This is a genomic window from Pseudomonas tructae, from assembly GCF_004214895.1.
Lineage (GTDB): Bacteria > Pseudomonadota > Gammaproteobacteria > Pseudomonadales > Pseudomonadaceae > Aquipseudomonas > Aquipseudomonas tructae.
Genome location: NZ_CP035952.1, coordinates 2972599 through 2994734, shown reverse-complemented (window position 1 = coordinate 2994734; position 22136 = coordinate 2972599). Strand labels below are relative to the sequence as shown.

The window sequence follows — 22136 nt, the reverse complement described above, 5'->3', positions numbered from 1 at the left end:
GGGCGCTAATGATTCAGCGCTTGGGTCCGAAACTGTACCGGACTCAAGCCATTCAGTCTGAGGCTTATGCGCTCTTGGTTGTAATAAGCGATGTAGTCATCTAGCCCTGATGCCAGTTGCTCGACACTTTCAAACGATTCCAGGTAGAAGAATTCACTCTTGAGTGTGCCGAAAAAGCTTTCCATGGCAGCATTGTCCAGGCAGTTACCCTTACGCGACATGCTCTGCTCAATGTTCTTTTCAGCCAGCATGTGCCGGTAGGTCGGCTGGCGGTACTGCCAGCCCTGATCAGAGTGCAGTATCGGTTTGTCATCTTGATTAAGCCGCCCAAAGGCTTGTTCCAACATACTCGAAACCATATTGAATTCGGGACGGCGGTTGGTCTGGTAAGCCAGGATTTCTCCGTTGTACAGGTCCATCACAGGCGAAAGGAACAGTTTCTGCCCCTTTACCTTGAACTCCGTCACGTCGGTTGCCCATTTCTGGTTGGGGGCTTCTGCTTTGAATTCACGCTTGAGCAGATTAGGTGCAACAAGGCCCTCATCGCCCCGATAAGAGCGGTATTTCTTCACCCTGACCAGCGATTTCAGGCCCATCAACTGCATCAATCGCTGCACTTTCTTGTGATTGACTGCCTCGCCATTGTGCCCAAGGGTCGCGGTGATGCGGCGATAGCCGTAGCGCCCTTGGTGCTTGTGATAGACACTGCGTATGCGCTCTTTAAGATCAGCATGCTTGTCAGTCAGCAGTGCTTTGTTTTGGTAGTAGAAAGTACTGCGCGCCAACCCAGCAGCACGTAGTAGCAAAGCAAGTGGATATACATGCCTCAATCCTTGGACGGCCTGCGCTTTTCTGACCGCGCAGTGCGAGGGTCCGCTTGGATCAAGGCATCGAGTTTTTTTAGATAGGCATTCTCTGCACGCAGATATGCCAGTTCTTTGAGCATCTGTTCAGGGGACAGCTCAGCGTCCGGGGGAACAGCAGCGCTCTCTTTGGGTTGTTTGGAAGGCTTGCGGGGCATGCTGGACTCTCGGTGACGATGCGGCTGAAGTGCTTCAACTCCGCCTTCATCGTACAACTTTTTCCATTGCCTGATGCTGCTCGGGCCACGGATATCAAACCGTATACAAGCTTGCTGGGCCGACAGCCCGTCTTGCTCGACGCACTGCAACACCTTCAATTTGAACTGGGCGTCGTAATGGCTGTATTTGGCAATCAAACCTGCAGCACCGTGCTTCTCATAGCCTTTGACCCAGCGGCGCAGGATCGACGGGCTCATGCCATGCTTGAGTGCCACCTCATGAACACTTTTGGCAGACAGACATTCTTCGATCAGTGATTGCTTGAGCGATAGGTTGTATTTCGTCATGGAACACCCTTCGGTGAGGTCAGGTGTCCAACATTCGGGGGGCAGTTCACGTAAGGGCGGAAGGGGCCGGCAGCCTCGCCAAATCAACTGGATAAGCACGCATGCGCAGACCACCCGTGAGCCCTCTTCATAGATCAGGATTAGAGAAGTGTAGATACCTATGCCGCGATTGCTATCGCGGGTCAAGTCCGCGCCTACTCAGCTAGCGAATCTGATGCTTGTGCAGCAGGCGGTAGAAGGTCGGCCGGGACACGCCCAGGACCTTGGCGGCAATGCTCAGGTTGTCGCTGTGGCGATTGAGCACATCGCACAGGGCCTGGCGTTCAGCACGGTGCTTGTAATCTTCGAGGGTGCCGATGCTCGGTGCGCTGGCCTCCTGGCTGAGCAGACCAAGGTCCTGGGGCTCAATTTGCCGACCTTCTGCCAGCACCAGGCCGCGCCGCACCCGATTGGCCAATTCGCGGACATTGCCCGGCCAGTCGTGCTTGCCCATGGCAACCAGGGCATCCTCGCTGAAACTGCGCGGACGACGCCCGGTTTCCAGGCTGTAGAAATGGGAAAAGTGACTGGCCAGCATCGACAGATCACCGTGGCGGTCGCGCAGTGGCGCCGTGACCACCTGCAGAACGTTCAAACGGTAATACAAGTCTTCACGAAAGCGCCCGCTATTGATGGCTTTTTCCAGATCAACGTGAGTTGCCGCCAGGACCCGCACATCCACGGCAATCGGCTGACTACCGCCGACCCGCTCGATGTGCTTCTCCTGTAGAAAACGCAGCAGGTTGGCTTGCAGCTCCAACGGCAGGTCGCCAATTTCGTCGAGGAACAAAGTGCCGCCGTGGGCAGCTTCAATACGGCCGATCTTGCGCTGATGGGCGCCGGTAAAAGCGCCCTTCTCGTGGCCGAACAACTCCGACTGGATCAGGTGTTCGGGGATCGCCCCGCAGTTGATCGGCACAAAAGGCTTGTCGCGGCGCTGGGACTGGCGATGCAGGGTGCGCGCCACCAGCTCCTTGCCGGTGCCGCTTTCACCACGGATCAGCACCGGCGACTCGGTGGGCGCCAGCTTGCTGAGCAGCTTGCGCAGTTCACGGATCGGCCGGCTATCACCGAGCAATTCATGTTCAGGCTCGTCGACATGCACATAGCCTTTGCCCCGCAGGCGCGCCATGCCGAACGCGCGCCCCAGGGTCACCTGGACCCGCGAGACATCGAACGGCAAGGTATGAAAGTCAAAAAACCATTCACAGACAAAGTCGCCAACATTCTGTGCCCGCAACTCCTCAGGGCTCAAGACCGCAATCCATTCGGTATTGCTGCGGCTGATCAGGTCCTTGACCGCATCCGGGTGCTGCAGGTGCGTAGCCTGCAAACGCAGCAGGCCGACATCGCAGGGATGCTCCAGGGCCGAGGTCAAGGTACAGCTGTGCACATCCCAACCGACAGTGCGCAAGCCTGGTAACAAACGATGGCAGTCATCGCACGGGTCGACGATCAGCAGGCGGCGGTTGGATGCAGGCTCTAGCATGACCTATTCCTTGGCGCCAATAGTTGGAATTTTAAGTAGAAACAGTGTGTTGGCAGGCCCGTTTTAACAGTAGCAACGATGCGTCAATCGCCCACTACCGTCTGTCTGCAAAGTATCGTTAGTTGCCTAAGGGCCGGGAATTTTTCTGCGTTTTCAACGTCTGAGGCGGCGACACTTAGTCGCGTTGCGCAAACACGGTTAAATAATTTTCAATAGAGATGTGACTCACCCTGGTGCTGCGTGCATCAGTACAAGTAACTCACCGCTGCGCGATCGCCGCACGGTTTTATTCGATTGTTTGGGCCCACAGAGAGACCGAACCCATGAACGCCCCGCTCCGTGTCAACGAAGCACTGCTGATTGCCGACCACGCCTTCGAACCGTTCCAGTGTGTCGCCTGGGATGTACCCAACGGTACAGGTGAACTGAGCCTGGCAGTCATCGACCGGACCAGCACCCGCATTGGCGCCAAGCAAGTACCCAGCAGCACCTACTCCGACCCTGCGCAACTGGCTCATTTAATTGAAGAAGTGCGCGCCGAGTTGAGCGAAAAAGGTTATGCGCTACAGCCTTGGTCAATGCCAAAGTAAGCACGCTTGTGAGTGTGAAGGCGCACTTCGAACGTGCGCCTTTGCAACTTTGTTAACACTTCCCGCTCAAGCTGCGACACTTGGCCGCAGCACTTTTTAATTTCCAAAAGTTACCTGGTGATTTCCGCCAGTGTCTCCACATGCCGGTAATCGGCATGCAACTGCTGCGCAAGTAACTGCGCCCTGCCCAGCCTGATGGGCGAACTTTCGATGTCCACCAACAGGGTCTGGCACGGCAGCGGCTGCAACGCGTCCCAGGTTTTAATCCGCCCGTCGGTGACGATCAAGCAACGTTGCAGTTGCGTCGGATAGCGCCGCTGGCGCTCCTGCAGCCACTGCCGCGCCTGTTCCAGCGCTGCCAGCAATGGCGTGCCGCCCCCCGCCCCAAGGTCCTGCAACCACGGCTGCAAACTGGCCGACGCCTTGAGCCCATGGCGTTGCCAGCGCGGCGCCGTGCCGCTGGCGGTGAGCAGGGCCAGCCGGGCGCGGTTGCGGTAGGCCTGGTCGAAAAATTCGGCAAGCATGCCTTTGGCGCGGCTCAAGGCCTGATGCCGCCGGGTCGAGGCCGAAGCATCGACGATTACCAGCCACAACTCATGGCTACTGGCCGTGCGTTGCTGCCAGCACAGGTCGCTGCGGGTGCGCGGGCGCCCCTTGAGCAACGTCAGCGGCCAGGCCACCGCACCTTGGCGGGCCGTTTTTGCCCGGCCACGCGGCCCTTGGGCAAGAGAACCTGGGCGGGGTTTGGCATCCGCCGTTGAATGACGACGGATGCTCAGGGCTTTTTTGCCCAGTTCGGCACCTCGCGCCGGGCAGCACTTGGGGTTGCCTGTGGCGCCAGTTCACCCCATTGGCCCTGGCCCTGCTGACCTGCTGATGGCTGCGCCGCAGCGCCGCTGTCGGGCGTTTGTGGCTGTGGTGCGGGAGCCTCGCGACGACGGTGGCGCAAGGCGAATTCGGCCACGGCATCGATATCCTCGGCGTCGATCGCCACGGCACCGCGCCAGGCGGCGTGGGCCCGGGCCGCCCGCAGCCAGACCAGGTCGGCGCGCAGGCCATCGACTCCAGCGGCGAAACAGCGCTCGGTGATCTGCTCCAGCGCCCGGTCGTCCAGGGCAATCTGTTGCAGCCGCTCACGGGCGCTATGGCAGCGCTCGCGCAAGGCGGCCTGGGCCGCTGCCCATTGGCCACAGAACGCCTCGGGGTCAGTGTCGAAATCCAGGCGCCGGCGAATGATCTGGCCACGGGCTTGCGGCAACGGCTGGCCTTCGAGGACCACATTGAGGCCGAAGCGGTCGAGCAACTGCGGGCGCAACTCGCCCTCTTCCGGGTTCATGGTGCCAATCAGCACGAAGCGCGCGCTGTGCCGGTGGGAGATCCCGTCGCGTTCAACCCGGTTGGTGCCGCTGGCGGCGACATCCAGCAGCAGGTCGACCAGGTGGTCCGCCAACAGATTGACTTCATCGACATACAGCACGCCGCCGTCGGCCTTGGCCAACACCCCGGGGGAAAACTGCGCCTTGCCCTGGCCCAGCGCAGCATCCAGGTCCAGGGTGCCGACCAAGCGCTCTTCACTGGCGCCCAGGGGCAATGTCACGAACGGCCCTTCGCCGAGCAAATCGGCCAGGCCGCGCGCCAGGGTGCTCTTGGCCATGCCCCGCGGGCCTTCGATCAGCACCCCGCCAATTTTCGGGTCGATGGCGGTCAGGCACAACGCCAGTTTCAGCTCATCGGCGCCCACTACGGCAGCCAGGGGAAAGTGTGCAGCTTCGCTCATGTCAATTCTCTTCTTCGCCGTCGAGCAACTGCTCCTCGAGGGCTTCACGGTAGTCGCCCGGATCCTGCCACAGCCCGCGCTGTTGGGCTTCGAGCAGGCGCTCGGTGATGTCGCGCAAGGCGTCGGGGTTGTGCTGGCGGATAAACTCGCGAGTCGGCCCATCGAGCACATAGGCATCGGCCAGCGCCTGGTAATGATGGTCGTCGATCAGGTGGGTGGTGGCGTCGAAGGCAAACAGGTTATCGACAGTGGCCGCCAGCTCGAAGGCACCTTTATAGCCGTGCCGCTTGGCCCCGTCTATCCATTTGGGGTTCAGCGCACGGGCGCGAATCACCCGGTTGAGTTCTTCCTTGAGGGTGCGAATGCGCGGCCGGTCCGGCTGGCTGTGATCGCCGTGGTAGCTGGCGACGCTGTTGCCGCCCAGGCTTTCCACGGCGGCGAGCATGCCACCCTGGAACTGGTAATAGTCGTTGGAATCGAGCAGGTCGTGCTCGTGGTTGTCCTGATTCTGCAGCACCGCCTGCACCTGGCTCAGGCGCCGGGCAAAGTCGGCTCGCGCCGGCGTGCCGTCATCGCCAGCACCGTAGGCGAAGCCGCCGTGATTCAGGTAGACCTCGGCCAGGTCCTGGCGGTCATTCCACAGGCGCCCGTCAATGGCGTTCTGCACGCCAGCGCCATAAGCCCCAGGCTTTGCCCCGAACACCCGCCAGCCGGCCTGCCGGCCTGCCTGTTCGGCGTCCAGGCCCTGGGCCTGCAACTCTGCCCGCTCGCTGCGCACCTTGGCCGCCAGGGGGTTGAGCTCATCTGGCTCATCCAGCGCCGCCACCGCTTGCACTGCAGCATCGAACAGCTTGATCAGGTTGCCGAAGGCATCGCGGAAGAACCCCGAGACCCGCAAGGTGACATCCACCCGTGGCCGGTCCAGCAAGCTCAAGGGCAAGATCTCGAAATCGTCGACCCGCTGGCTACCACTGGCCCACACCGGCCGCACGCCGAGCAAGGCCATGGCCTGGGCGATGTCGTCACCGCCGGTGCGCATGGTCGCAGTGCCCCACACCGACAGGCCCAGTTGGCGCAGGTGGTCGCCGTGGTCCTGCAGGTGCCGCTCAAGGATCAGGTTGGCCGAAGTAAAACCAATGCGCCAGGCGGTGGTGGTCGGCAGGTTGCGCACATCGACGGTATAGAAGTTGCGCCCGGTCGGCAGCACGTCCAACCGCCCGCGACTCGGTGCGCCACTGGGGCCGGCAGGCACGAAGCGGCCATCGAGGGCGGCGAGCAGGCCGTGCATTTCTGCCGGGCCGCAGCCGTCCAGTTGCGGGGCAACGTGCTGCTCCAGTGCCTCGAGAATGCTCCGTACCTGCGCCCATTCGGGGCCTTGCGCCAGTTGCACAGCGCCGTTGAGCGTCTGCTCGATCAGTTGGCCGGCATACAGCTCCAGGCGCTCGCGGGTATCGCCCGCGGTGCGCCATGCCTCGTCCGATGTCACCAACAGCGCAGGCCGTGGCCCCTGCCAGGGCTGGCCAAGGTCGCAATCGAGCGGATCGAAGCCCAGGTTCAGCGCCTTGGCCAAGGCCCGCAACAAACTGCCGTTGGCCCCGCGTCCATCGCCCCGCTCGACCCGCAACAGGGCCAGCAGGGTATCGATGCGCAAGCGCCCGGCCGGCGACTCGCCAAACACATGCAGGCCATCGCGGATCTGCGATTCCTTGAGGTCGCACAGGTAGGTGTCCAGGCGTGGCAGCCAGATGGCAGCATCGTCCAGCGCGCCTTCGATCTGCAGCTCGCGGTCAATGTGATTGTCGCGCACCAGCGCGAGGATATCGCGCTGCAACTCCCGGGCCCGGCGCGGGTCGAGCAACTGAGCTTCGTAGTACTCGTCAGCCAGTAGCTCCAGGTGGCGCAACGGCCCGTAGGTTTCGGCGCGGGTCAGCGGCGGCATCAGGTGGTCGATGATCACCGCCTGGGTGCGGCGCTTGGCCTGGGCGCCCTCGCCCGGGTCATTGACGATAAACGGGTAGATGTTCGGCAGCGGGCCGAGCAAGGCATCCGGCCAACAGCTCGCGGACAGGCCAACACCCTTGCCCGGCAGCCATTCCAGGTTGCCATGCTTGCCAACGTGGATCAGCGCATCGGCGGCAAAGCCATGGCGCAGCCAGAAGTAGAACGCCAGGTAACCGTGCGGTGGCACCAGGTCAGGGTCGTGGTAGACCGCGCTCTGGTCCAGCTGGTAGCCCCGCGCCGGCTGGATGCCGACAAAGGTCAGGCCATAGCGCAGGCCGGCGATCATCATGCGCCCGCTGCGAAACATCGGGTCCTGGCTCGGCTCGCCCCAACGTTCGCGCACGGCAACCTGGTTGGCTTCGGGCAAGGCGGCAAAAGCAGCCAGGTAATCGTCCAGGGCCATGCTCTGCATGCACGGGCGCAGGTCGAGGCTGTCGAGGTCGTTGCTGACCCCGCCGAGCAAGGCCTGGATCAGCGCCGTACCGCTCTCGGGCAAAGGCGCCAGCGGATAACCTTGTGCCTGCAAGGCACGCAGGATAGTCAGCGCGGCAGCCGGGGTATCGAGACCGACACCGTTGCCAATGCGGCCATCGCGGGTCGGGTAGTTGGCCAGGATCAGCGCCACGCGCTTGTGCCCATTGGGCAGGCGCGCCAGCTCGCACCAGCGCCGCGCCAGTTCAGCGACAAAGTCCATGCGCTCGGGTTGTGCCCGGTAGCAGACCACGTCGGACTGGCTGCGCTCGCTGCGCCAGGCCAGGTCCTTGAAACTGACCGGCCGGGTAATGATGCGCCCGTCCAGCTCCGGCAAGGCAATGTGCATGGCCAGGTCGCGGGCGCCCAGGCCCTGCTCGCTGGCCTGCCAGGCCGGTTCGTTGTCCTGGGCGCAGATCGCCTGCAGCACCGGGATATCGCGACGGAACGGGCGCAGGTGCGGCTGCTCGGGGCTGGACTGGGCAAAGCCTGTGGTGTTGATGATCAGCGCGGCATCGACCTGGTCCAGCCAGTCTTCCACCTGTTGCAGGCAACCGGCTTCCTTGAGGCTGGCCACGGCGATCGGCAAGGGATTGAGCCCGGCCAGTTGCAAACGCTCGCAGAAGGTATCGATAAAGGCGGTGTTGGCCGCCTGCAAGTGCGAGCGGTAGAACAGGATCGGCACCACCGGTTGCTCCACCTGCCACTGCCCGAACCAATCCTCCAGCACTGCAGCAGCCTTGCGCGGGTGATACACCGCCGTACGCGGCAACTGTTGCGGCTCGCTCCAGGGGTAGTCGCACGCCAGGTACTGACTGGCCAGGCAGTTGAACAGGTTCAGGGCATTGGCCTTGCCGCCCTGGCGCAGAAAGTGCCAGAGCCGCTCGGCCTGATCGGCCGGCACCGTGCTCAGGCTGCTCAGTTCCGGGTCCGGGCGGTCGTCGCCCGGCACCAGGATCAGCTGTACACCACGGGCTGCCAGTTCCAGCAACTGCTCCACACCGTAGCGCCAGTAGCCGACGCCACCGTGCAACGACACCAGGATGACCTTGGCATGACGCAAGACCTCGTCGACGTAAAGGTCGACCGAGGCGTGATTCTGTACCTGCATCGGGTTGGCCAGACGCAGGCTGGGGAAATCCTCGGGCAACTGCTGGGCGGTTTCGGCCAGCAGTGCCAGGTGCGAATCACCGCTGCAGAGGATTACCAGCTCGGCCGGGGTCTGGCCGAGGTCGGCAATGCTGTCGTCCGGTACAAAGCCACCGGGCTGGGTCCGCAGCAGGTGCATGACTCAAGCGCCCAGGGCAGCGCGCAGGCTCGCTTCCAGTTGCAGCGCATCCAGCTCCTGGCCGATCAGCACCAGGCGCGTGGTACGCGGTTCTTCGCTGCGCCAGGCGCGGTCGAAATGCTTGTCGAAACGGGTGCCCACGCCCTGGATCAGCAAGCGCATCGGCTTGCCCGGAATCGCTGCGAAGCCTTTGACCCGCAGGATGCCGTGCTGCACCACCAGTTGGGTCAGGGCGTCGAGCAACAGGCTTTCATCGGCTTGCGGCAATTCGATGGAGATCGAATCGAAGGCATCGTGGTCATGGTCGTCGTGATCGTCACCGTCATGGTGCGAGTCGTGGTGAGTACGGCGCCCATCGATGTGCGCCTCGGACTCGGCGCCCAGGCCCAACAGCACGTCCAGCGGCAGACGGCCGCTGCTGGCTTCGATCACCTTGACCGCTGGCGGCAGCTCTTCTTCGACCTCGGCGCGAACCTTGGCCAGGTCATCGGCAGCGATCAGGTCGGCCTTGTTCAGGACCACCAGGTCGGCGCTGGCCAGTTGATCGGCGAACAGCTCGTGCAGCGGCGATTCGTGGTCCAGGTTAGGGTCGAGTTTGCGCTGGGCGTCGACCTGATCCGGGTAGGCGGCAAAGGTGCCCGCAGCAACGGCCGGGCTGTCGACCACGGTAATCACCGCATCAACCGTGCAGGCGTTGCGAATCTCTGGCCACTGGAAGGCTTGCACCAGTGGCTTGGGCAGGGCCAGGCCGCTGGTTTCGATGAGGATGTGGTCCAGGTCGCCGCGACGGGCCACCAGCTCGCGCATCACCGTGAAAAATTCTTCCTGCACGGTGCAGCACAGGCAGCCGTTGGCCAGCTCATAGACGCGGCCGCTGGCCTCTTCTTCGGTGCAACCGATGCTGCACTGTTTAAGGATTTCGCCGTCGATGCCCAGCTCGCCGAACTCGTTGACGATCACCGCGATGCGCCGCCCCTGGGCGTTGTCGAGCATATGCCGCAGCAGCGTGGTCTTGCCCGAGCCGAGAAAGCCGGTAACGATGGTGACGGGGAGTTTGGCCAGTGTTTTCATGTCGATGCCCTTGGCAGGATGGCGGGCATGCGGGACGATCGCCAAAGGTGTCACGCACCTGGCCTGTTCGCCACCGGATCACCCCGCCCGGTTGAATGTCGGAAACTGTTCGAGGCAGGTCTCCTGGCTTGCATTGCACCGGCCCCGGGGCCAGTCGCACGACGCCTTCCCGCAAGGCTTGCAGTGGCTGTGTCGAACGCTTGAATGCTTACAGTTGCGGGGGCAGCCGCGGCTTGAACCGCGTTCCCGTCTTAGCTTCGGCCAACGCCGAAGAACCTCGAAGCGGCTAGGCTACGCAGTGCCCGGTGAGCGGTCAACTGCTGTCACGATTGACGCCTGCCTGCGCCCGTGATTTGCTAAGGCCATTCGTTTGGGTGCCCTGTAAGGGTGAAACTGGGAAACCGGTGCGTCATACGCTTCTTTATTGAGGTGTACGACAAGTCCGGTGCTGCCCCCGCAACGGTAAGTGAGAAAAGCGTCAGTACCACTGTGCCCGCTGTCTGGCATGGGAAGGTGACGCCTGTGGTGTGGCCACCTGCCCCACCCTCACCAGCCCGGAGACCGGCCCAACGCTAGACCGAACAAACCCGCGGTGGGCGGGCGCTGTTGCAACCCCTGGGCGAATCGCGTGCAGGGGCTCGCTGCGCTTGCCTGTTGCCGACAACACCAAGAGGAAAGCGCCATGCGTACCAGTACCGCCAGTCATTCAGCCGTTACCCCTTCAAGCCTCAGCCAACGCCTGCTGGTTGCTGTCGGCGCTTCGCTGCTGGGCCTGTGCCTGGTGTACTTCGCCGGTTTCTCGCACATCGAAGCGGTGCACAACGCTGCCCACGATACCCGCCACAGCGCCGCCTTCCCTTGCCACTGAGTGCTGCCCCGATGATCAAGCGTATTGCCAGTACCGCAGGCTTTACCGGCCTGCTGGCCGCCCTGCTGCTGACCCTGCTGCAAAGCTTCTGGGTCGCGCCGCTGATTCTTCAGGCGGAAACCTATGAAAGCGCCGCGCCAGCGGTCGAGACGGCCCATGAACATGCCGCCGGCACCGCCGAGCATCATCACGACAGCGAAGCCTGGTCGCCGGAAGACGGCTGGCAGCGGGTGCTGTCGACCACCGGCGGTAACCTGGTGGTGGCGGTCGGTTTCGCCCTGATCCTTGCCGCGCTCTACAGCTTGCGCGCACCGAAGACGGTGATCAGCGGTGCGCTCTGGGGCCTGGGCGGCTTTGCCGTGTTCTGCCTGGCACCGACCCTGGGCCTGCCACCGGAACTGCCGGGCACCGCTGCCGCCGACCTGGCCCAGCGTCAGGCCTGGTGGGTCGGTACCGCTGCCGCCACTGCGGTCGGGCTCGGGTTGATTGTGTTCGCTCACAACTGGCTGCTGAAAGCTCTGGGCGTGGTGCTGCTGGTGGTGCCCCATGTGATCGGCGCGCCGCAACCTGAGGTGCACCAGATGCTCGCCCCAGAAGCCCTGGAAGCCGAGTTCAAGGTCGCATCCCTGCTGACCAACGCCGCGTTCTGGCTGGCCCTGGGCCTGATCAGCGCCTGGCTGTATCGCCGCTCCAGCCAGGCCTGACGGGATGCAGTTGTACCTCGGCCTGGGTTGCCGTCGCGGCTGCCCGGCCGACGCCCTGGGTGAGTTGCTCACCCGCACCCTGCTCGCCCATGACCTGCCGCCCGGCGCGGTCATGGGCCTTGCCAGCATTGACCTCAAGCACGACGAACCCGGCCTGCACGCGCTGGCCCGGCGCCTGGGCGTGCCGCTGCTGTTCTACAGCGCGGCGCAATTAGCCGCATTCGAACACCACCTGAGCCATCGTTCTGCTGTGGCCTACCAGCACAGCGGCTGTTATGGCGTGGCCGAAAGCGCCGCCCTGGCCCTGGCCGCGCAGTTTGCTGGCCAGCCACGCCTGCTGGTACCGCGGACCTTGCAGGCCGACGCCAGCCTGGCATTGGCCTGCAGCAGTGATTTTCGCTGATAATCAGCGCTTTCCAGCCAAGGACACCCCATGACCGTCTATTTCATCGGCGCCGGCCCCGGCGATCCCGAGTTGATCACCGTCAAGGGCCAGCGTCTGATCCATCGTTGCCCGGTGATCATCTATGCCGGCTCCCTGGTGCCGGCCGCCGTGCTCGAAGGGCACAGCGCGCAGACGCTCATCAACAGTGCCGAACTGCACCTGGCGCAGATTATCGAGGCGATCAAACAGGCGCACGACCAGGGCCTGGATGTGGCCCGGGTACACAGCGGTGACCCGAGCCTGTACGGCGCCATCGGTGAACAGATCCGCTACCTGCGCGAACTGGGTATTCCCTATGAAATCATCCCAGGCGTTACCGCCGTGGCCGCCAGCGCCGCCCTGCTCGGCTGCGAACTGACCCTGCCCGACATCGCCCAGACCGTGATCCTCACCCGCTATGGCGACAAGTCACCGATGCCCGCAGGTGAGCAACTGGCCGACCTGGCCCGTCACCGCAGCACCCTGGCGATTCACCTGGGGGTCAAGCACCTGGAGAAGATTGTCGAGGAACTGCGCCCGCACTACGGCGGTGATTGCCCGATTGCGGTGGTTCATCGCGCTACCTGGCCGGATCAGGACTGGGTGCTGGATACGCTTGATGGTATTGTCCGGCAGGTACAGGCCAAGGGTTTTCGCCGTACTGCACTGATCCTGGTCGGCCGGGTACTGGCCAGCGACAGTTTTTCCGAGTCGGCGCTGTATCGCGCCAGCCATGCCCATCTCTATCGCCCCTGACAAAGGATCTGATCATGCTCGAACTGCGCCCCAACTGTGAATGCTGCGGCACTGACCTGCCCGGCGACAGCCAGGATGCCCTGATCTGCTCGTTCGAATGCACGTTTTGCAAGGATTGCGATGAGCGTCAGCTCAAGGGCCAGTGCCCCAATTGCGGCGGAGAGCTGGTCAAGCGACCGGCGCGCTCGGCGGCCAAGCTGGTCAACAACCCGGCCTCGACCCAGCGGATCGTCAAGGAACACGGCTGCACAAGCCACTGAGCTAGTGGGAGCGGGGTTGCCCCGCGATAGCTTTCTGTCAGCTATATCGCTTCGCGGGGCAAGCCCGCTCCCACAACAAGTCCGCTCTGCTCACGGGGTCTGGTACTGGCTCAGGTATTTGTCCAGGGTCGCCTTGTCGCCACTGTCATCCCCCGCCACCTGCCACAAGCGCCGCTCGATGCCCTGGGCCAGCAGGTGCCCCACCGCTGCCTCGATCGCCGACAGTACGCACAGCTGCGCCGGCTCGTTGGTGGTGTAGCCGACCTCGGCTTCCAGCAGTTTCTTGAATTCGATGAACTTGAACACCCCGGCGCTGCGCCCGACCGAGTAGATGGTCTTGCTGGTCATGACGTTGGCCAGGACCTGGCCGCTGCGCACGTCCACCGCCCGCAGGTTGACCGAGACCTGGTCGACCCGGTACTCGCGCGACAGGTCGATGCCCAGGTAACGCGCGCCCTCGCCGCCACTGCGCACGTTGGTGTCGTAGGCAATGATGCCGCCTTCCAGCATCAGGTTGGCCGCCTGCAGCGGTGGCAGTTCACCAAGGATGTTCACCGGGGTGTCGGGCTTTTTCTGCGAGGCGCGGATGATCTTGCGTTCGGTCAGCAGGTTCTGCAGCCCCTCGCGTTCGAGTACCACGAACCAGCCGCTGGCCTGCAGGGCATCCATCAGCATGCTTGCCGCACCCTGGGTGACGCTGGTGGAAAACGAGCTGGCCGGGGTCGGTTTGTATTGCCCGGTCTGGTCGCGAAAGCCGTACACCACCGCCATCAGCCGGCCCTTGGGCCGCGGCATGTTGAGCAGGTCGTAGTAGGTCGAGGCGCGTGGCGTCAGGGTCGGGCTTTCGCTGTCCTGTTCGGCCGACATCGGCTCGCGCAGGCTGCAGCCTTGCAAGGCGGCCAGGATCAGCAGTGTGCTCAGAAATCGTTTCATGGCTGTTTCTCCCCGTTGTCCCGCCCCGTCAAGGGGCCAGGCCGTTGACCTGGATTTCCGAAATCTCACCGGTGACCCGGTCGGTGACCTGAATACTCAAGGCCCCCGAGTCGTCGATGACATTGATGATGAAGGCGTCGGTCTGCAGGCTGCCGGTATTGCCGTTGTTGATGTTGGTCAGCAGTTGCGACAGCAGGCGCGATTCCAGCTGGCTGGTGAAGCGCTCCAGCGCCGAGGTGCTGGCGAAGGCCGAAGCGCGGTCCTTGATCGCCGGGTCGTCGTGATCGTTCTGCGCCTGGGCGTTGTTGAGCAACCAGGTGCCGTTCAACGGGTTGCCGCCGAACGCCGGGTTGACCGGGGTGTAGACCAGCTCCGTGGCGCCGGCCTGGCTGCCCAGGGCGGCCAGCAGCGCGAAGGCCAGGCGGCGGGTTTTGTTATTGTTCATAGCTCGTCCCTCTCCAGATCAGTGGTGTCCTGCAGCAGCATCTGCAGCTTGCGCTGGATGATCTGCGCCTTGACCAGGTCCGCAGCCTCGTAGGCGGCGTCCTTGAGTTCGGTGGTGTTGGGTGGCAGAAAACGCCGGTACATCACCCGTTGCTCGTACTCGACCGTCACCAGGCTGCCCCAGCGCGGGTCGGGCCGTTCGCGTACCACCAGGTTGAAATCCAGGCGGCTGGTGGCACGCAGTCGCTCGGCGAAGCTGTAATAGAAGTCATGGCCGATGTGCGAGATGGTGTTGTCGACGATAAAGCCCATCATCTCGTCCTCGGCGCCGCCCCGGGCGGTGCCGGCCAGCAGCACCAGGGCCAGGGCGCAGGCACTGAGGCGGTTCATTGCCCGGCTCCCTGGGCCAGGCCCTTGCGCGCACCCGCTGCGGTTTCGGCAAAAGCTTTTTCGGCAACGAACTGCCAGTCGCTGTAGTGCTCCAGGCCCTCGAACTCGGCCCACTGCGCGGCAAAACCGCTGCGCTTGCGCGGCATCGCCTGGGAGCGGCTGTAGACGCCAGTGATACGCCCATCGATCGAACGCAGCAGGCCCCAGTCGTCGCTGTGGGTCATCGGGTCCGGGTACAGCCTGCGCAGGTGGCGCCTGGGGTCGGGGTAACGGTTGTCTTCGAGCAGTTCTTCCAGGCTCTGCGGGTACTGAGCGAGTCCCGGCGAGCTGCGAAAGTAGCTGCGCAAGGCCTGGGCGTACTGCGCGCCGACCCACAGCAGCTCGCGTTCGCGTTCGCGCTGGGCGACGCTCGACCACAGCGTGCCGGTGGCCGCCAGGACCATGCCGGTGACGGCGATCAGCAGCAACACGCCCAGGTAGGTGAAGCCTGCCTGCCCGGCCTTACCACTCGGCATAAAGGCTGCCATCACGGGCCCTCCCGGTTGAGCCGCTCTTGATGTCGGCCACTGAACCTGCGACACCTTCAGGCGGCGCTACCACCTGCCACAGGTCGCGGCGTTCGGTGATCGGGTCCAGCGGCGCGCCGCGCAGGTAACGCTGCTCCACCAGTTGTTCGAGCGATTCGGGGTAGCGGCCGGTATCGCCGTAGTAGTGGTCCAGGGCCTCGCGCATCACCGCCAGGCTCTGGCGCAGAGTGGCCTCGCGCGAGGTTTCCAGGCTGTTGAAGTAGCGCGGCATGGCGATGGTCATCAGCGTGGCGATGATCGCCATCACCACCAGCAGTTCGATCAGGGTGAAGCCCCGGCTAGCTTTCATATTGTTCACCACTGCCCGTAGGCGATGCCGTTGAGGCCTTTGCCACGGGCCTGGGAATACACATCGAAAACGTCTTCGCCATCGCGCGGGTTCTGCGCCGGACTGTCATAGGCGCGCAGGCCCCAACCGCCTGGCTCATCGTCCTTGCGCGTCGCCACCAGCGGATCCTGTGGAATGCGTCGCAGAAAGTAGAACTTGGCACCCTTGGCACTGCGCACATCGCGCACGCCATCGACCAGCACCTGCAGGTTCGGCGGGTAGCCGCTGGCGTCGAGGGATTTTTCGATGTAGCCGGCATCGAACGCGCGCTTGTAGGCGTCGATGGCATCGCGCAACTGGTACAGCGCGGTGCGCAGTTCCTGCTCCTTGTTGCGCCGCACCAGGGTTTCGGTCAGCGGCGCGGCAATCGAGGCCAGCAACCCGAGCAGCGCCAGGGTCAGCATCACTTCGATCAGGCTGAAACCTGCCATCGATCGTTTCATGATTCAGGGCCTCACTGCGTCAGGCACAGCCACCAGCGCCTGGTCGTCCGGCACCTCGACACTGCGGTTGAGGTTGCGGATCTGCATGCTGGTTTCGGTGCCGGTGGCAAATTCCATGTCCGACGGGCTCTGGTACGGCAGGTTGCGGATGATCCGCGGGGTGATCGACAGCACCAGCTCCGACTGGCTGTTGTCGCTGCGGTTGCTGCCGAACAGCCGGCCCAGGCCGGGAATATCGCCCAGGCCGGGAATCTTGTTGCCGCTGCCGCCCTGGTCGTTGCGCACCAGGCCCGCCAGCACCTGGGTTTCGCCATCGTGCAGGCGCAGGCTGGTCTGGGCATTGCGGGTGTCGACCTGGACCGGAATGGTGCCCTGGCGGGTCGGCTCCAGCGGCTTGGCGTTGCTGACCTCCAACGCCACTTTGATCGCCACTTCGTTGTTCAGGTGCACCACCGGGGTCACTTCGAGCTTGAGGCCGACATCCAGGTAGGTAACGCTTTCGGTGATCACCGGGCCCTGGGTCGAGGGCACCGAGGTGGCGCTGATGATCGGCACCCGCTGACCGATGTGGATGCGCGCCTGCTCGCGGTTGCTGACGCGGATCACCGGGCTTGCCAGGGTATTGATGTCGTTGTCCTGGGCGTTGATCTTGGCTTGTGGCGCCGGCGCGATACTGATGCGCGAGGAGTTGATGCCGCGCAGTTGGTCGAGAGTGCCCACCGGATTGCCGTCGGCATTGAGAATGCCGAAGGTGTTGGGCCACTGCAGACCGAGCTCGAGAATCCGCGAACGGGCCACCTCCATCACCTCCACCTCCAGCACCACTTCCGGGTTGGACTGGTCCTGGGACTGCAACAGCTTCTCGGCCATGCGCACGGCGTCGGAGGTGTCGCGCATGGTCAGGGTGTTCAGGCGCTCATCAACAAACACATCGCGGGTCTTGAGCATGGTCTTGACCATGTTCAGCGCGGTGTTGGCGTCGATGCTGGTCAGGTAGAAGGTGCGCATCACCAGTTCCTGGTAATCCTTGGTCTTCTGCGGCGAATCCGGGTAGATCAGCAGGGTGTTGTCGTTCACCACCTTCTGGTGCAGCTGGTTCTGTTCCAGCAGCAGGGCCACGGCATCCTCGATGCGCACATCGCGGACGAAAATGGTCGCTTTCATGTCTGGACGCAGGTCCTTGTCGAAGATGAAGTTGAGCCCCGCCACCTGCGACAGCACCTCGAAGATGGTTTTGAGGTTGGCGTCGCGAAACTCCAGGGTCACCGGGCGTTCGAGCTTGGTGCGCAACTGCGGGTTGGGCTGCGCGGTGCGGCTTTGCACCCGTTCGATGTCCTTGCGCAACGCCAGGCCGCCTTCGTTCTGCGGGTCGAGCAGCAGCACTTCGCGCATGTGTCGCTCGGCGCCGAACAGATCGCCTGCGCGCAGTGCGGCCTGGCCCAGGGCGATGCGCTCGCCGAGGTTGCGCATCTGCTCGATCTGGCGCACCGCGTCCAGGGCCCGGCGATTGTTCGGCTCCAGGGTCAACACCCGGCCATAAGCGCTGCGCGCACCGCCGAAGTCATGGCGGCTGCGGTCGCTGTCGGCCTGGGTCAGCAGCGCTTCCACCGCCTGGCGCCGGCCCTGGATCAGGGCGATGTTCAGTTCGGTGTCGCGCGGGTGCTCCTTGAGCGCCTCTTCGAGCTGGGCAATGCCGGCCTCGTACTGGCCTTCGCCGATCAGCGCCTGGGCGTCCTTGCGTACCCCGGAGGTGCCGCATCCGGCCAGGGCGACACACAGGGCCAGCATCAGGTACGGCGCTTTGTTGCACAGCCTGGTGGAAATCATGGTGCGCTCCCTACAGACAAGGTCTGGGACAGGTGCAACGGCAGGTAGACCAGGCTCAGCTCCGTGGCGGAGATCTGCTCGATCCGGTAGGTGTCATCGATCACGTCGCCACGGCGCACGACGTAGAGCTTCTCGCCGCTTTGCAGGAACACCTGCTGATCGGCGCGATCATCCAGGCGGCCGACGAACTGGAACGGCAGCGCCGGCGCGGTGGGCGCCAGGGCCACCGGGGCAATCACCACCGGTTGCTCGGTGACCGTGGTCACTTGCACCGCAGGCTTCCAGCTCTTGCTCGGGAACAGGTCGCGCGGCGTGAGCGGCGCTGCTTTACTGTCCGACTGACCCGGCACCGGCACGCTTGCCGCCACCGCGCTGGCGACGGTCACAGCTGGCTCGCCGTCTTCAGCCGCGTCGTCGAAAAAGTACCCCGGCCCCCAGGCCAGCACCGCGGCGGTGCCGAGAAATCCCAGCCAGGCCAGGCTGCGTTGAGTGTTCATCATGACCTCGACAGATAAAGGGTCATACGGATGCGCCCGGTCAGCTCGCGGTCGCCGATCTTCTTGCGTTGCAGGTCGATGTCTTCGAGCACCAGTGCCGGCAACTGGCCGAGCAAGGCATGCACGTAGCGGCGGATCTGCGGGTAGCTGCCGCGCACCGGCAGGAGGATCTGGTAGCGCGCCAGTTGCGTCTTGGGGTCGACACCCAGGGCGTATTCACCGCGGGCCAGGGTGATCTGCTCGGCCTTGGCCAGGGCGTAGATGCGGTCGATGGCCACGGTGGCCTGGGGCTGGGCCGGCAACTGCTTGTGAAAGTCTTCCAGCTCGTGCCGGGGCACCGATGGCAGCTTCAACGTGCCCTGCTGCAATTGCACGACCTGCGCACGGGCCTGATCACGCTGTTGCTCAAGGCTTTGCAGGTGTTGCCATTGCCCCGGCAGCACCGCGGCGCCATACAGCAGGGCCAGGGCCAACAGCCCGGCACCGGCCAGGCCGACCACGCCAAGCTTATGGGCGCGCTCATGAATAATCAGGCTAGGGACGCGCATTGCCGTTCTCCCAGGTGGCCGACAGGTTGAACTGCACCGGATGCTCGGCCTGTTTGGCGATGATTTCGTGGTTGAGCAACGACACATCGCGCAGTTCGTCACTGGCCTCCAGGCGCTTGTGGAAAGCCAGCATGGCTTCCAGATCGCGCGCCTCGGCGCTGATGCGCAGTTGGCCCTTGCGTGCGTCGGGGGTCAGGGTAAGCAAGGCGACGTCGTCCTGCTCCAGTCCCTCGAGCATGCCGAACAGGCGCTCCCAGGGCCGTTGCAGTTGCTGCGAGACGCTGCGCATCTGCGCCAGCTTTTCAGCCTGCTCACGGCTTTGTGCGGCATTTAGGCTTGGCTCGGCCTGCGGGCGTTTGCCCAGTTGCCGGTCGAGCTGTTCGACTTGTTGCTCAAGCGCGGCCTGCTGTTGAGCCAGGCCATGCTGCAACAGCCCGGCGCCGAGCAGCAGGCTCAGGCCGGCAGCCAGCAGCGCCCAGGCGGGCAGCCCGGTGCGGGTGGGCTGAAAATCCAGCATCAGGCGGCGCATTTCAGGCCACCGCCCGGGACATGTTGCACAGCACGTCGCGTACCGCCAGCGCAGTCGGCGCCAGCTCGCACAGCTGCACGCCGTGTAGCGCTGGCGGTTGCTCCAGGCGGCCCGGCGCATGCAGGTACACCGGCAACTGCCCGTCGCCCTGATGCAGGCCGGCCTGGCGGGCGATCAGCGCCTGCAGGGCCTGATCACTGTCAGCGCTGCCCTGGGCACTGACCTGGTGCCAGGCGCCGTTCTGGGCCAACAGGCAGACACTGCGTTGTGGCTCGGCGAGGACGAAGAGAAAATCGCCCTGGCCCAATTGCTCGGCAAAGTGGTTGTAGGCCGCCATCAGATAGGGCCGCGCCGAGCGCAGGCGCACACCCAGGCTGCGGCACACAGCATCGAGCTGATCGAGCAAGGCTTGCGGCACGGCACTGGCGATACGCGGGCAACCGGCAGCTTCGGGCGAGACGACGATACGCCAGCCCTCAAGACTCTGGCCGTAATGCGCCTCGAAACAGGCCCGGGCATAGTGCTGCAGCTCCGCCGGGGTGCTGATCGCGGCGCTCCACGGCACCAGGCAGAAGCGGCTGTAGTGGGCCGACAGCAGCACCTGCAACTGCGCACCTTTGCACGGTTGCTCAGCCAGCAGGTGTTGCAGCGATTCCAGGGCAACCGCCCAGGCCTGGCTGCGCTCGGCGATAAAGTCCAGGCTGCCCAGCCAGTGCTGTCCTGTTCCCTGGCGTTGGCACAGACCCACTCCCTGGGCGCCGAGCACGGCGATAAAGCGATCAGGCGATAAAAGTGACACGATTGATCTCCTCCAGGGTGGTCCTGCCTTGCTGCACCAGTTCCAGTGCCGAACTGCGCAGCAGGCGCAGGCCGCGTTGGCAGGCCAGGGTCTTGATGTGGGCCAGGGGCTTGCGCTCGACGATCATCTGCCGCAGGTCGTCGTCCAGGTGCAGCAGTTCGGCAATCGCCGTGCGCCCGCGGTAACCACTGCCCCGGCACTGGCCGCAGCCGCTGCCGTGGACGAACCGGTAGTGGTCGACCTGGCCAGGCTCAAGGCCCGAGGCCGCCAGTTCTTCATCGCTCGGCTGGCGGGGGGCGGCGCAGTGCGGGCAGACCAGGCGGATCAGGCGCTGGGCCAGCACCGCGTTGAGCGCCGAGACGAAGCTGTAGGGGTCGACCTGCATCTGGCTGAAGCGGCCGATCACATCGAAGACGTTGTTGGCGTGGATGGTGGTGAACACCAGGTGCCCGGTCAGCGCCGACTGCACGGCGATCTGTGCGGTATCCGGGTCGCGGATTTCGCCGACCATGATTTTGTCCGGGTCGTGGCGCAGGATCGAACGCAGGCCGCGAGCGAAGGTCAGGCCTTTCTTTTCGTTGACCGGAATCTGCAGCACCCCCGGCAACTGGTACTCGACCGGGTCTTCGATGGTGATGATCTTGTCCACGCCGTGGTTGATCTCGCTGATCATGGCGTAGAGGGTGGTGGTCTTGCCGCTGCCGGTGGGGCCGGTGACCAGGATCATGCCGTAGGGTTCGTTGGCCAGGCGACGCAGGCTGCGCAAGGTGTGTGCTTCAAAACCCAGGGCTTGCAGTTGCACGCCGCTGACGCGGTCGGCCAGGTCCTGTTTGTCGAGCACCCGCAGCACCGCGTCCTCGCCGAAAATACTCGGCATGATCGAGACCCGGAAGTCGATCTGCCGGGCGCTGATACCAATCTTGAAACGGCCATCCTGGGGCACGCGTTTCTCGCCGATGTCCAGTTCGGCCATGACCTTGATCCGCGAGATCACCTGGTCGGCGAACTCGCTGCCATTGACCTTGCTGATGCTGTTGAGCACGCCATCGATGCGGTATTTAATCACCAGGCCGTTGCCGGTCACACCCAGGTGGATGTCGCTGGCGTGCATCTTCAGGGCGTCGTACAGGGTCGAGTTGACCAGCTTGACCACCCGGCTCTGGTCTTCGCTGATGCTGGCCAGCGACAGGCTCTGCAGGCTGTCGAGTTCGTTGGCCGCCTCGCCCTCGGTGTCCAGCGAGTCCACGGCGTGAAAGCTTTCTTCGTGGCGGGCCAGAAAGCCCTTGAGTTCGGCCGCCTGTACCAGGTACAGCGGCGCGCCTTGCAGGCACTCATCGATCCAGGCCAGGCGGGCATCGTCGAAGGGGTCGGCGAACACCCCGAGGGTCAGGCCGGCCTGCTGCAGGAGGATGAATTCACGTTTCAGGCACTGGGCCAGGCTGACCCGCTCGAACAGCGGCGTGGCGGCGAACAGGGCCTGAGCGTCGAGCACCGGGTAATGCAGGGTGGCGCCCAGGCTCTGGACGAAGTCGCCAGGCTCAAGGCCGCTGAGTGTTTGCAAGGTATCGAGCAGGCGTTCGCCACGCAGTTCGGCACTGGCCCTGGCCTGGGCCAGCAGCACGCGGCCAAGGGGCGCCGGGGTGCTGGCAACAACGGGGGCAACGCGCGACAACGGTTCCATGGCTTGCTCTCCAACGCGGGGCG

Annotated in this window: 24 protein-coding genes and 2 riboswitches; of the genes, 6 read left to right on the top strand and 18 right to left on the bottom strand. The window is 64.0% G+C overall.

Annotated features, from left to right (window positions below; translation table 11 throughout):
• Nucleotides 1-5 precede the first annotated feature (5 nt).
• A protein-coding gene (locus EXN22_RS13695; protein WP_233281623.1) for an IS3 family transposase occupies nucleotides 6-1369 on the bottom strand; the annotation gives its coding sequence in 2 pieces (ribosomal slippage) (nucleotides 6-895 and nucleotides 895-1369; 1365 coding nt in all).
• A 202-nt stretch (nucleotides 1370-1571) separates the two neighbouring features.
• Nucleotides 1572-2897 (bottom strand): sigma-54 dependent transcriptional regulator, encoded by a 1326-nt coding sequence (locus EXN22_RS13690; RefSeq protein ID WP_130264563.1) that lies wholly within the window; start codon nucleotides 2895-2897, stop codon nucleotides 1572-1574.
• A 323-nt stretch (nucleotides 2898-3220) separates the two neighbouring features.
• Between EXN22_RS13690 and EXN22_RS13685 the strand changes: the two genes are divergently transcribed.
• Entirely contained in the window at nucleotides 3221-3487 is a 267-nt protein-coding gene (locus EXN22_RS13685) for a hypothetical protein (RefSeq protein WP_038995105.1), read from the top strand.
• 110 nt (nucleotides 3488-3597) lie between these two features.
• Here the strand turns inward: EXN22_RS13685 and EXN22_RS13680 are convergent, their stop codons facing one another.
• From EXN22_RS13680 to cobW, 4 genes are all read right to left on the bottom strand, one after another.
• A complete protein-coding gene (locus EXN22_RS13680) occupies nucleotides 3598-4167 on the bottom strand; it encodes a vWA domain-containing protein (protein WP_130264562.1) in 570 nt (189 codons plus the stop codon).
• A gap of 95 nt (nucleotides 4168-4262) precedes the next feature.
• A complete protein-coding gene (locus EXN22_RS13675) occupies nucleotides 4263-5264 on the bottom strand; it encodes an ATP-binding protein (protein ID WP_130264561.1) in 1002 nt (333 codons plus the stop codon).
• A gap of 1 nt (nucleotide 5265) precedes the next feature.
• Entirely contained in the window at nucleotides 5266-9024 is a 3759-nt protein-coding gene (gene cobN, locus EXN22_RS13670) for a cobaltochelatase subunit CobN (RefSeq protein ID WP_130264560.1), read from the bottom strand.
• Nucleotides 9025-9027: 3 nt separating this feature from the next.
• Complete coding sequence (gene cobW / locus EXN22_RS13665) at nucleotides 9028-10095, bottom strand: cobalamin biosynthesis protein CobW (RefSeq protein WP_130266820.1); 1068 nt, start codon at nucleotides 10093-10095, stop codon at nucleotides 9028-9030.
• Nucleotides 10096-10191: 96 nt separating this feature from the next.
• A riboswitch (cobalamin riboswitch) is annotated at nucleotides 10192-10390 on the bottom strand.
• 59 nt (nucleotides 10391-10449) lie between these two features.
• Nucleotides 10450-10679: riboswitch (cobalamin riboswitch) on the top strand.
• Nucleotides 10680-10777: 98 nt separating this feature from the next.
• Here cobW and EXN22_RS13660 point away from each other — a divergent pair.
• The 5 genes from EXN22_RS13660 to EXN22_RS13640 are packed head-to-tail and all read left to right on the top strand — an operon-like array spanning nucleotide 10778 to nucleotide 13107.
• Nucleotides 10778-10963 (top strand): CbtB domain-containing protein, encoded by a 186-nt coding sequence (locus EXN22_RS13660; RefSeq protein ID WP_130264559.1) that lies wholly within the window; start codon nucleotides 10778-10780, stop codon nucleotides 10961-10963.
• An 11-nt stretch (nucleotides 10964-10974) separates the two neighbouring features.
• Nucleotides 10975-11667 (top strand): CbtA family protein, encoded by a 693-nt coding sequence (locus EXN22_RS13655; RefSeq protein WP_130264558.1) that lies wholly within the window; start codon nucleotides 10975-10977, stop codon nucleotides 11665-11667.
• Nucleotides 11668-11671: 4 nt separating this feature from the next.
• Nucleotides 11672-12070, top strand: coding sequence for a cobalamin biosynthesis protein (locus EXN22_RS13650; protein WP_130264557.1), 399 nt, complete (start codon nucleotides 11672-11674; stop codon nucleotides 12068-12070).
• Between the two features lie 30 nt (nucleotides 12071-12100).
• Complete coding sequence (gene cobM, locus EXN22_RS13645) at nucleotides 12101-12847, top strand: precorrin-4 C(11)-methyltransferase (protein WP_130264556.1); 747 nt, start codon at nucleotides 12101-12103, stop codon at nucleotides 12845-12847.
• A gap of 14 nt (nucleotides 12848-12861) precedes the next feature.
• Nucleotides 12862-13107: a DUF1272 domain-containing protein gene (locus EXN22_RS13640; protein WP_130264555.1), complete on the top strand. Its 246-nt coding sequence runs from the start codon at nucleotides 12862-12864 to the stop codon at nucleotides 13105-13107.
• A gap of 90 nt (nucleotides 13108-13197) precedes the next feature.
• Here the strand turns inward: EXN22_RS13640 and EXN22_RS13635 are convergent, their stop codons facing one another.
• Genes EXN22_RS13635 through EXN22_RS13580 form a run of 12 tightly spaced genes read right to left on the bottom strand, consistent with a single transcriptional unit; the run spans nucleotide 13198 to nucleotide 22113 of the window.
• On the bottom strand, nucleotides 13198-14040 hold the full coding sequence (locus tag EXN22_RS13635) for a CsgG/HfaB family protein (RefSeq protein WP_130264554.1): 843 nt from the start codon (nucleotides 14038-14040) through the stop codon (nucleotides 13198-13200).
• Between the two features lie 28 nt (nucleotides 14041-14068).
• The gene (locus EXN22_RS13630; RefSeq protein ID WP_130264553.1) at nucleotides 14069-14485 is read right to left on the bottom strand and encodes a curli assembly protein CsgF; all 417 of its coding nucleotides are present in this window, start codon (nucleotides 14483-14485) and stop codon (nucleotides 14069-14071) included.
• Nucleotides 14482-14874 (bottom strand): curli production assembly/transport protein CsgE, encoded by a 393-nt coding sequence (gene csgE / locus EXN22_RS13625; RefSeq protein WP_130264552.1) that lies wholly within the window; start codon nucleotides 14872-14874, stop codon nucleotides 14482-14484. Before csgE ends, EXN22_RS13630 begins: the two co-directional genes overlap by 4 nt.
• Nucleotides 14871-15401, bottom strand: coding sequence for a type II secretion system protein (locus EXN22_RS13620; RefSeq protein WP_130264551.1), 531 nt, complete (start codon nucleotides 15399-15401; stop codon nucleotides 14871-14873). The genes csgE and EXN22_RS13620 overlap by 4 nt, the downstream gene beginning before the upstream one ends.
• Nucleotides 15376-15750: a type II secretion system protein gene (locus EXN22_RS13615; RefSeq protein WP_130264550.1), complete on the bottom strand. Its 375-nt coding sequence runs from the start codon at nucleotides 15748-15750 to the stop codon at nucleotides 15376-15378. The genes EXN22_RS13620 and EXN22_RS13615 overlap by 26 nt, the downstream gene beginning before the upstream one ends.
• Before the next feature lie 5 nt (nucleotides 15751-15755).
• Complete coding sequence (locus EXN22_RS13610; protein WP_130264549.1) at nucleotides 15756-16232, bottom strand: type II secretion system protein; 477 nt, start codon at nucleotides 16230-16232, stop codon at nucleotides 15756-15758.
• 3 nt (nucleotides 16233-16235) lie between these two features.
• Nucleotides 16236-18059, bottom strand: coding sequence for a secretin N-terminal domain-containing protein (locus EXN22_RS13605; protein WP_130264548.1), 1824 nt, complete (start codon nucleotides 18057-18059; stop codon nucleotides 16236-16238).
• Nucleotides 18056-18556: a hypothetical protein gene (locus tag EXN22_RS13600; RefSeq protein ID WP_130264547.1), complete on the bottom strand. Its 501-nt coding sequence runs from the start codon at nucleotides 18554-18556 to the stop codon at nucleotides 18056-18058. Before EXN22_RS13600 ends, EXN22_RS13605 begins: the two co-directional genes overlap by 4 nt.
• Nucleotides 18556-19104: a type 4a pilus biogenesis protein PilO gene (gene pilO, locus EXN22_RS13595; protein WP_130264546.1), complete on the bottom strand. Its 549-nt coding sequence runs from the start codon at nucleotides 19102-19104 to the stop codon at nucleotides 18556-18558. The genes EXN22_RS13600 and pilO overlap by 1 nt, the downstream gene beginning before the upstream one ends.
• Nucleotides 19091-19633: a pilus assembly protein gene (locus EXN22_RS13590; RefSeq protein WP_130264545.1), complete on the bottom strand. Its 543-nt coding sequence runs from the start codon at nucleotides 19631-19633 to the stop codon at nucleotides 19091-19093. Before EXN22_RS13590 ends, pilO begins: the two co-directional genes overlap by 14 nt.
• A gap of 1 nt (nucleotide 19634) precedes the next feature.
• The gene (locus EXN22_RS13585; RefSeq protein ID WP_130264544.1) at nucleotides 19635-20432 is read right to left on the bottom strand and encodes a hypothetical protein; all 798 of its coding nucleotides are present in this window, start codon (nucleotides 20430-20432) and stop codon (nucleotides 19635-19637) included.
• Nucleotides 20413-22113 (bottom strand): GspE/PulE family protein, encoded by a 1701-nt coding sequence (locus EXN22_RS13580; RefSeq protein ID WP_130264543.1) that lies wholly within the window; start codon nucleotides 22111-22113, stop codon nucleotides 20413-20415. The genes EXN22_RS13585 and EXN22_RS13580 overlap by 20 nt, the downstream gene beginning before the upstream one ends.
• Nucleotides 22114-22136: the final 23 nt, after the last annotated feature.

Bases quoted from the DNA above. Each gene is read 5' to 3' on its own strand.
- EXN22_RS13690 (WP_130264563.1), bottom strand. From the start codon at position 2,897: ATGCTAGAGCCTGCATCCAACCGCCGCCTGCTGATCGTCGACCCGTGC.
- EXN22_RS13685 (WP_038995105.1), top strand. From the start codon at position 3,221: ATGAACGCCCCGCTCCGTGTCAACGAAGCACTGCTGATTGCCGACCAC.
- EXN22_RS13675 (WP_130264561.1), bottom strand. From the start codon at position 5,264: ATGAGCGAAGCTGCACACTTTCCCCTGGCTGCCGTAGTGGGCGCCGAT.
- cobN (WP_130264560.1), bottom strand. From the start codon at position 9,024: ATGCACCTGCTGCGGACCCAGCCCGGTGGCTTTGTACCGGACGACAGC.
- cobW (WP_130266820.1), bottom strand. From the start codon at position 10,095: ATGAAAACACTGGCCAAACTCCCCGTCACCATCGTTACCGGCTTTCTC.
- EXN22_RS13660 (WP_130264559.1), top strand. From the start codon at position 10,778: ATGCGTACCAGTACCGCCAGTCATTCAGCCGTTACCCCTTCAAGCCTC.
- EXN22_RS13655 (WP_130264558.1), top strand. From the start codon at position 10,975: ATGATCAAGCGTATTGCCAGTACCGCAGGCTTTACCGGCCTGCTGGCC.
- EXN22_RS13650 (WP_130264557.1), top strand. From the start codon at position 11,672: ATGCAGTTGTACCTCGGCCTGGGTTGCCGTCGCGGCTGCCCGGCCGAC.
- cobM (WP_130264556.1), top strand. From the start codon at position 12,101: ATGACCGTCTATTTCATCGGCGCCGGCCCCGGCGATCCCGAGTTGATC.
- EXN22_RS13640 (WP_130264555.1), top strand. From the start codon at position 12,862: ATGCTCGAACTGCGCCCCAACTGTGAATGCTGCGGCACTGACCTGCCC.
- EXN22_RS13635 (WP_130264554.1), bottom strand. From the start codon at position 14,040: ATGAAACGATTTCTGAGCACACTGCTGATCCTGGCCGCCTTGCAAGGC.
- EXN22_RS13630 (WP_130264553.1), bottom strand. From the start codon at position 14,485: ATGAACAATAACAAAACCCGCCGCCTGGCCTTCGCGCTGCTGGCCGCC.
- csgE (WP_130264552.1), bottom strand. From the start codon at position 14,874: ATGAACCGCCTCAGTGCCTGCGCCCTGGCCCTGGTGCTGCTGGCCGGC.
- EXN22_RS13620 (WP_130264551.1), bottom strand. From the start codon at position 15,401: ATGGCAGCCTTTATGCCGAGTGGTAAGGCCGGGCAGGCAGGCTTCACC.
- EXN22_RS13615 (WP_130264550.1), bottom strand. From the start codon at position 15,750: ATGAAAGCTAGCCGGGGCTTCACCCTGATCGAACTGCTGGTGGTGATG.
- EXN22_RS13610 (WP_130264549.1), bottom strand. From the start codon at position 16,232: ATGAAACGATCGATGGCAGGTTTCAGCCTGATCGAAGTGATGCTGACC.
- EXN22_RS13605 (WP_130264548.1), bottom strand. From the start codon at position 18,059: ATGATTTCCACCAGGCTGTGCAACAAAGCGCCGTACCTGATGCTGGCC.
- EXN22_RS13600 (WP_130264547.1), bottom strand. From the start codon at position 18,556: ATGAACACTCAACGCAGCCTGGCCTGGCTGGGATTTCTCGGCACCGCC.
- pilO (WP_130264546.1), bottom strand. From the start codon at position 19,104: ATGCGCGTCCCTAGCCTGATTATTCATGAGCGCGCCCATAAGCTTGGC.
- EXN22_RS13590 (WP_130264545.1), bottom strand. From the start codon at position 19,633: ATGCGCCGCCTGATGCTGGATTTTCAGCCCACCCGCACCGGGCTGCCC.
- EXN22_RS13580 (WP_130264543.1), bottom strand. From the start codon at position 22,113: ATGGAACCGTTGTCGCGCGTTGCCCCCGTTGTTGCCAGCACCCCGGCG.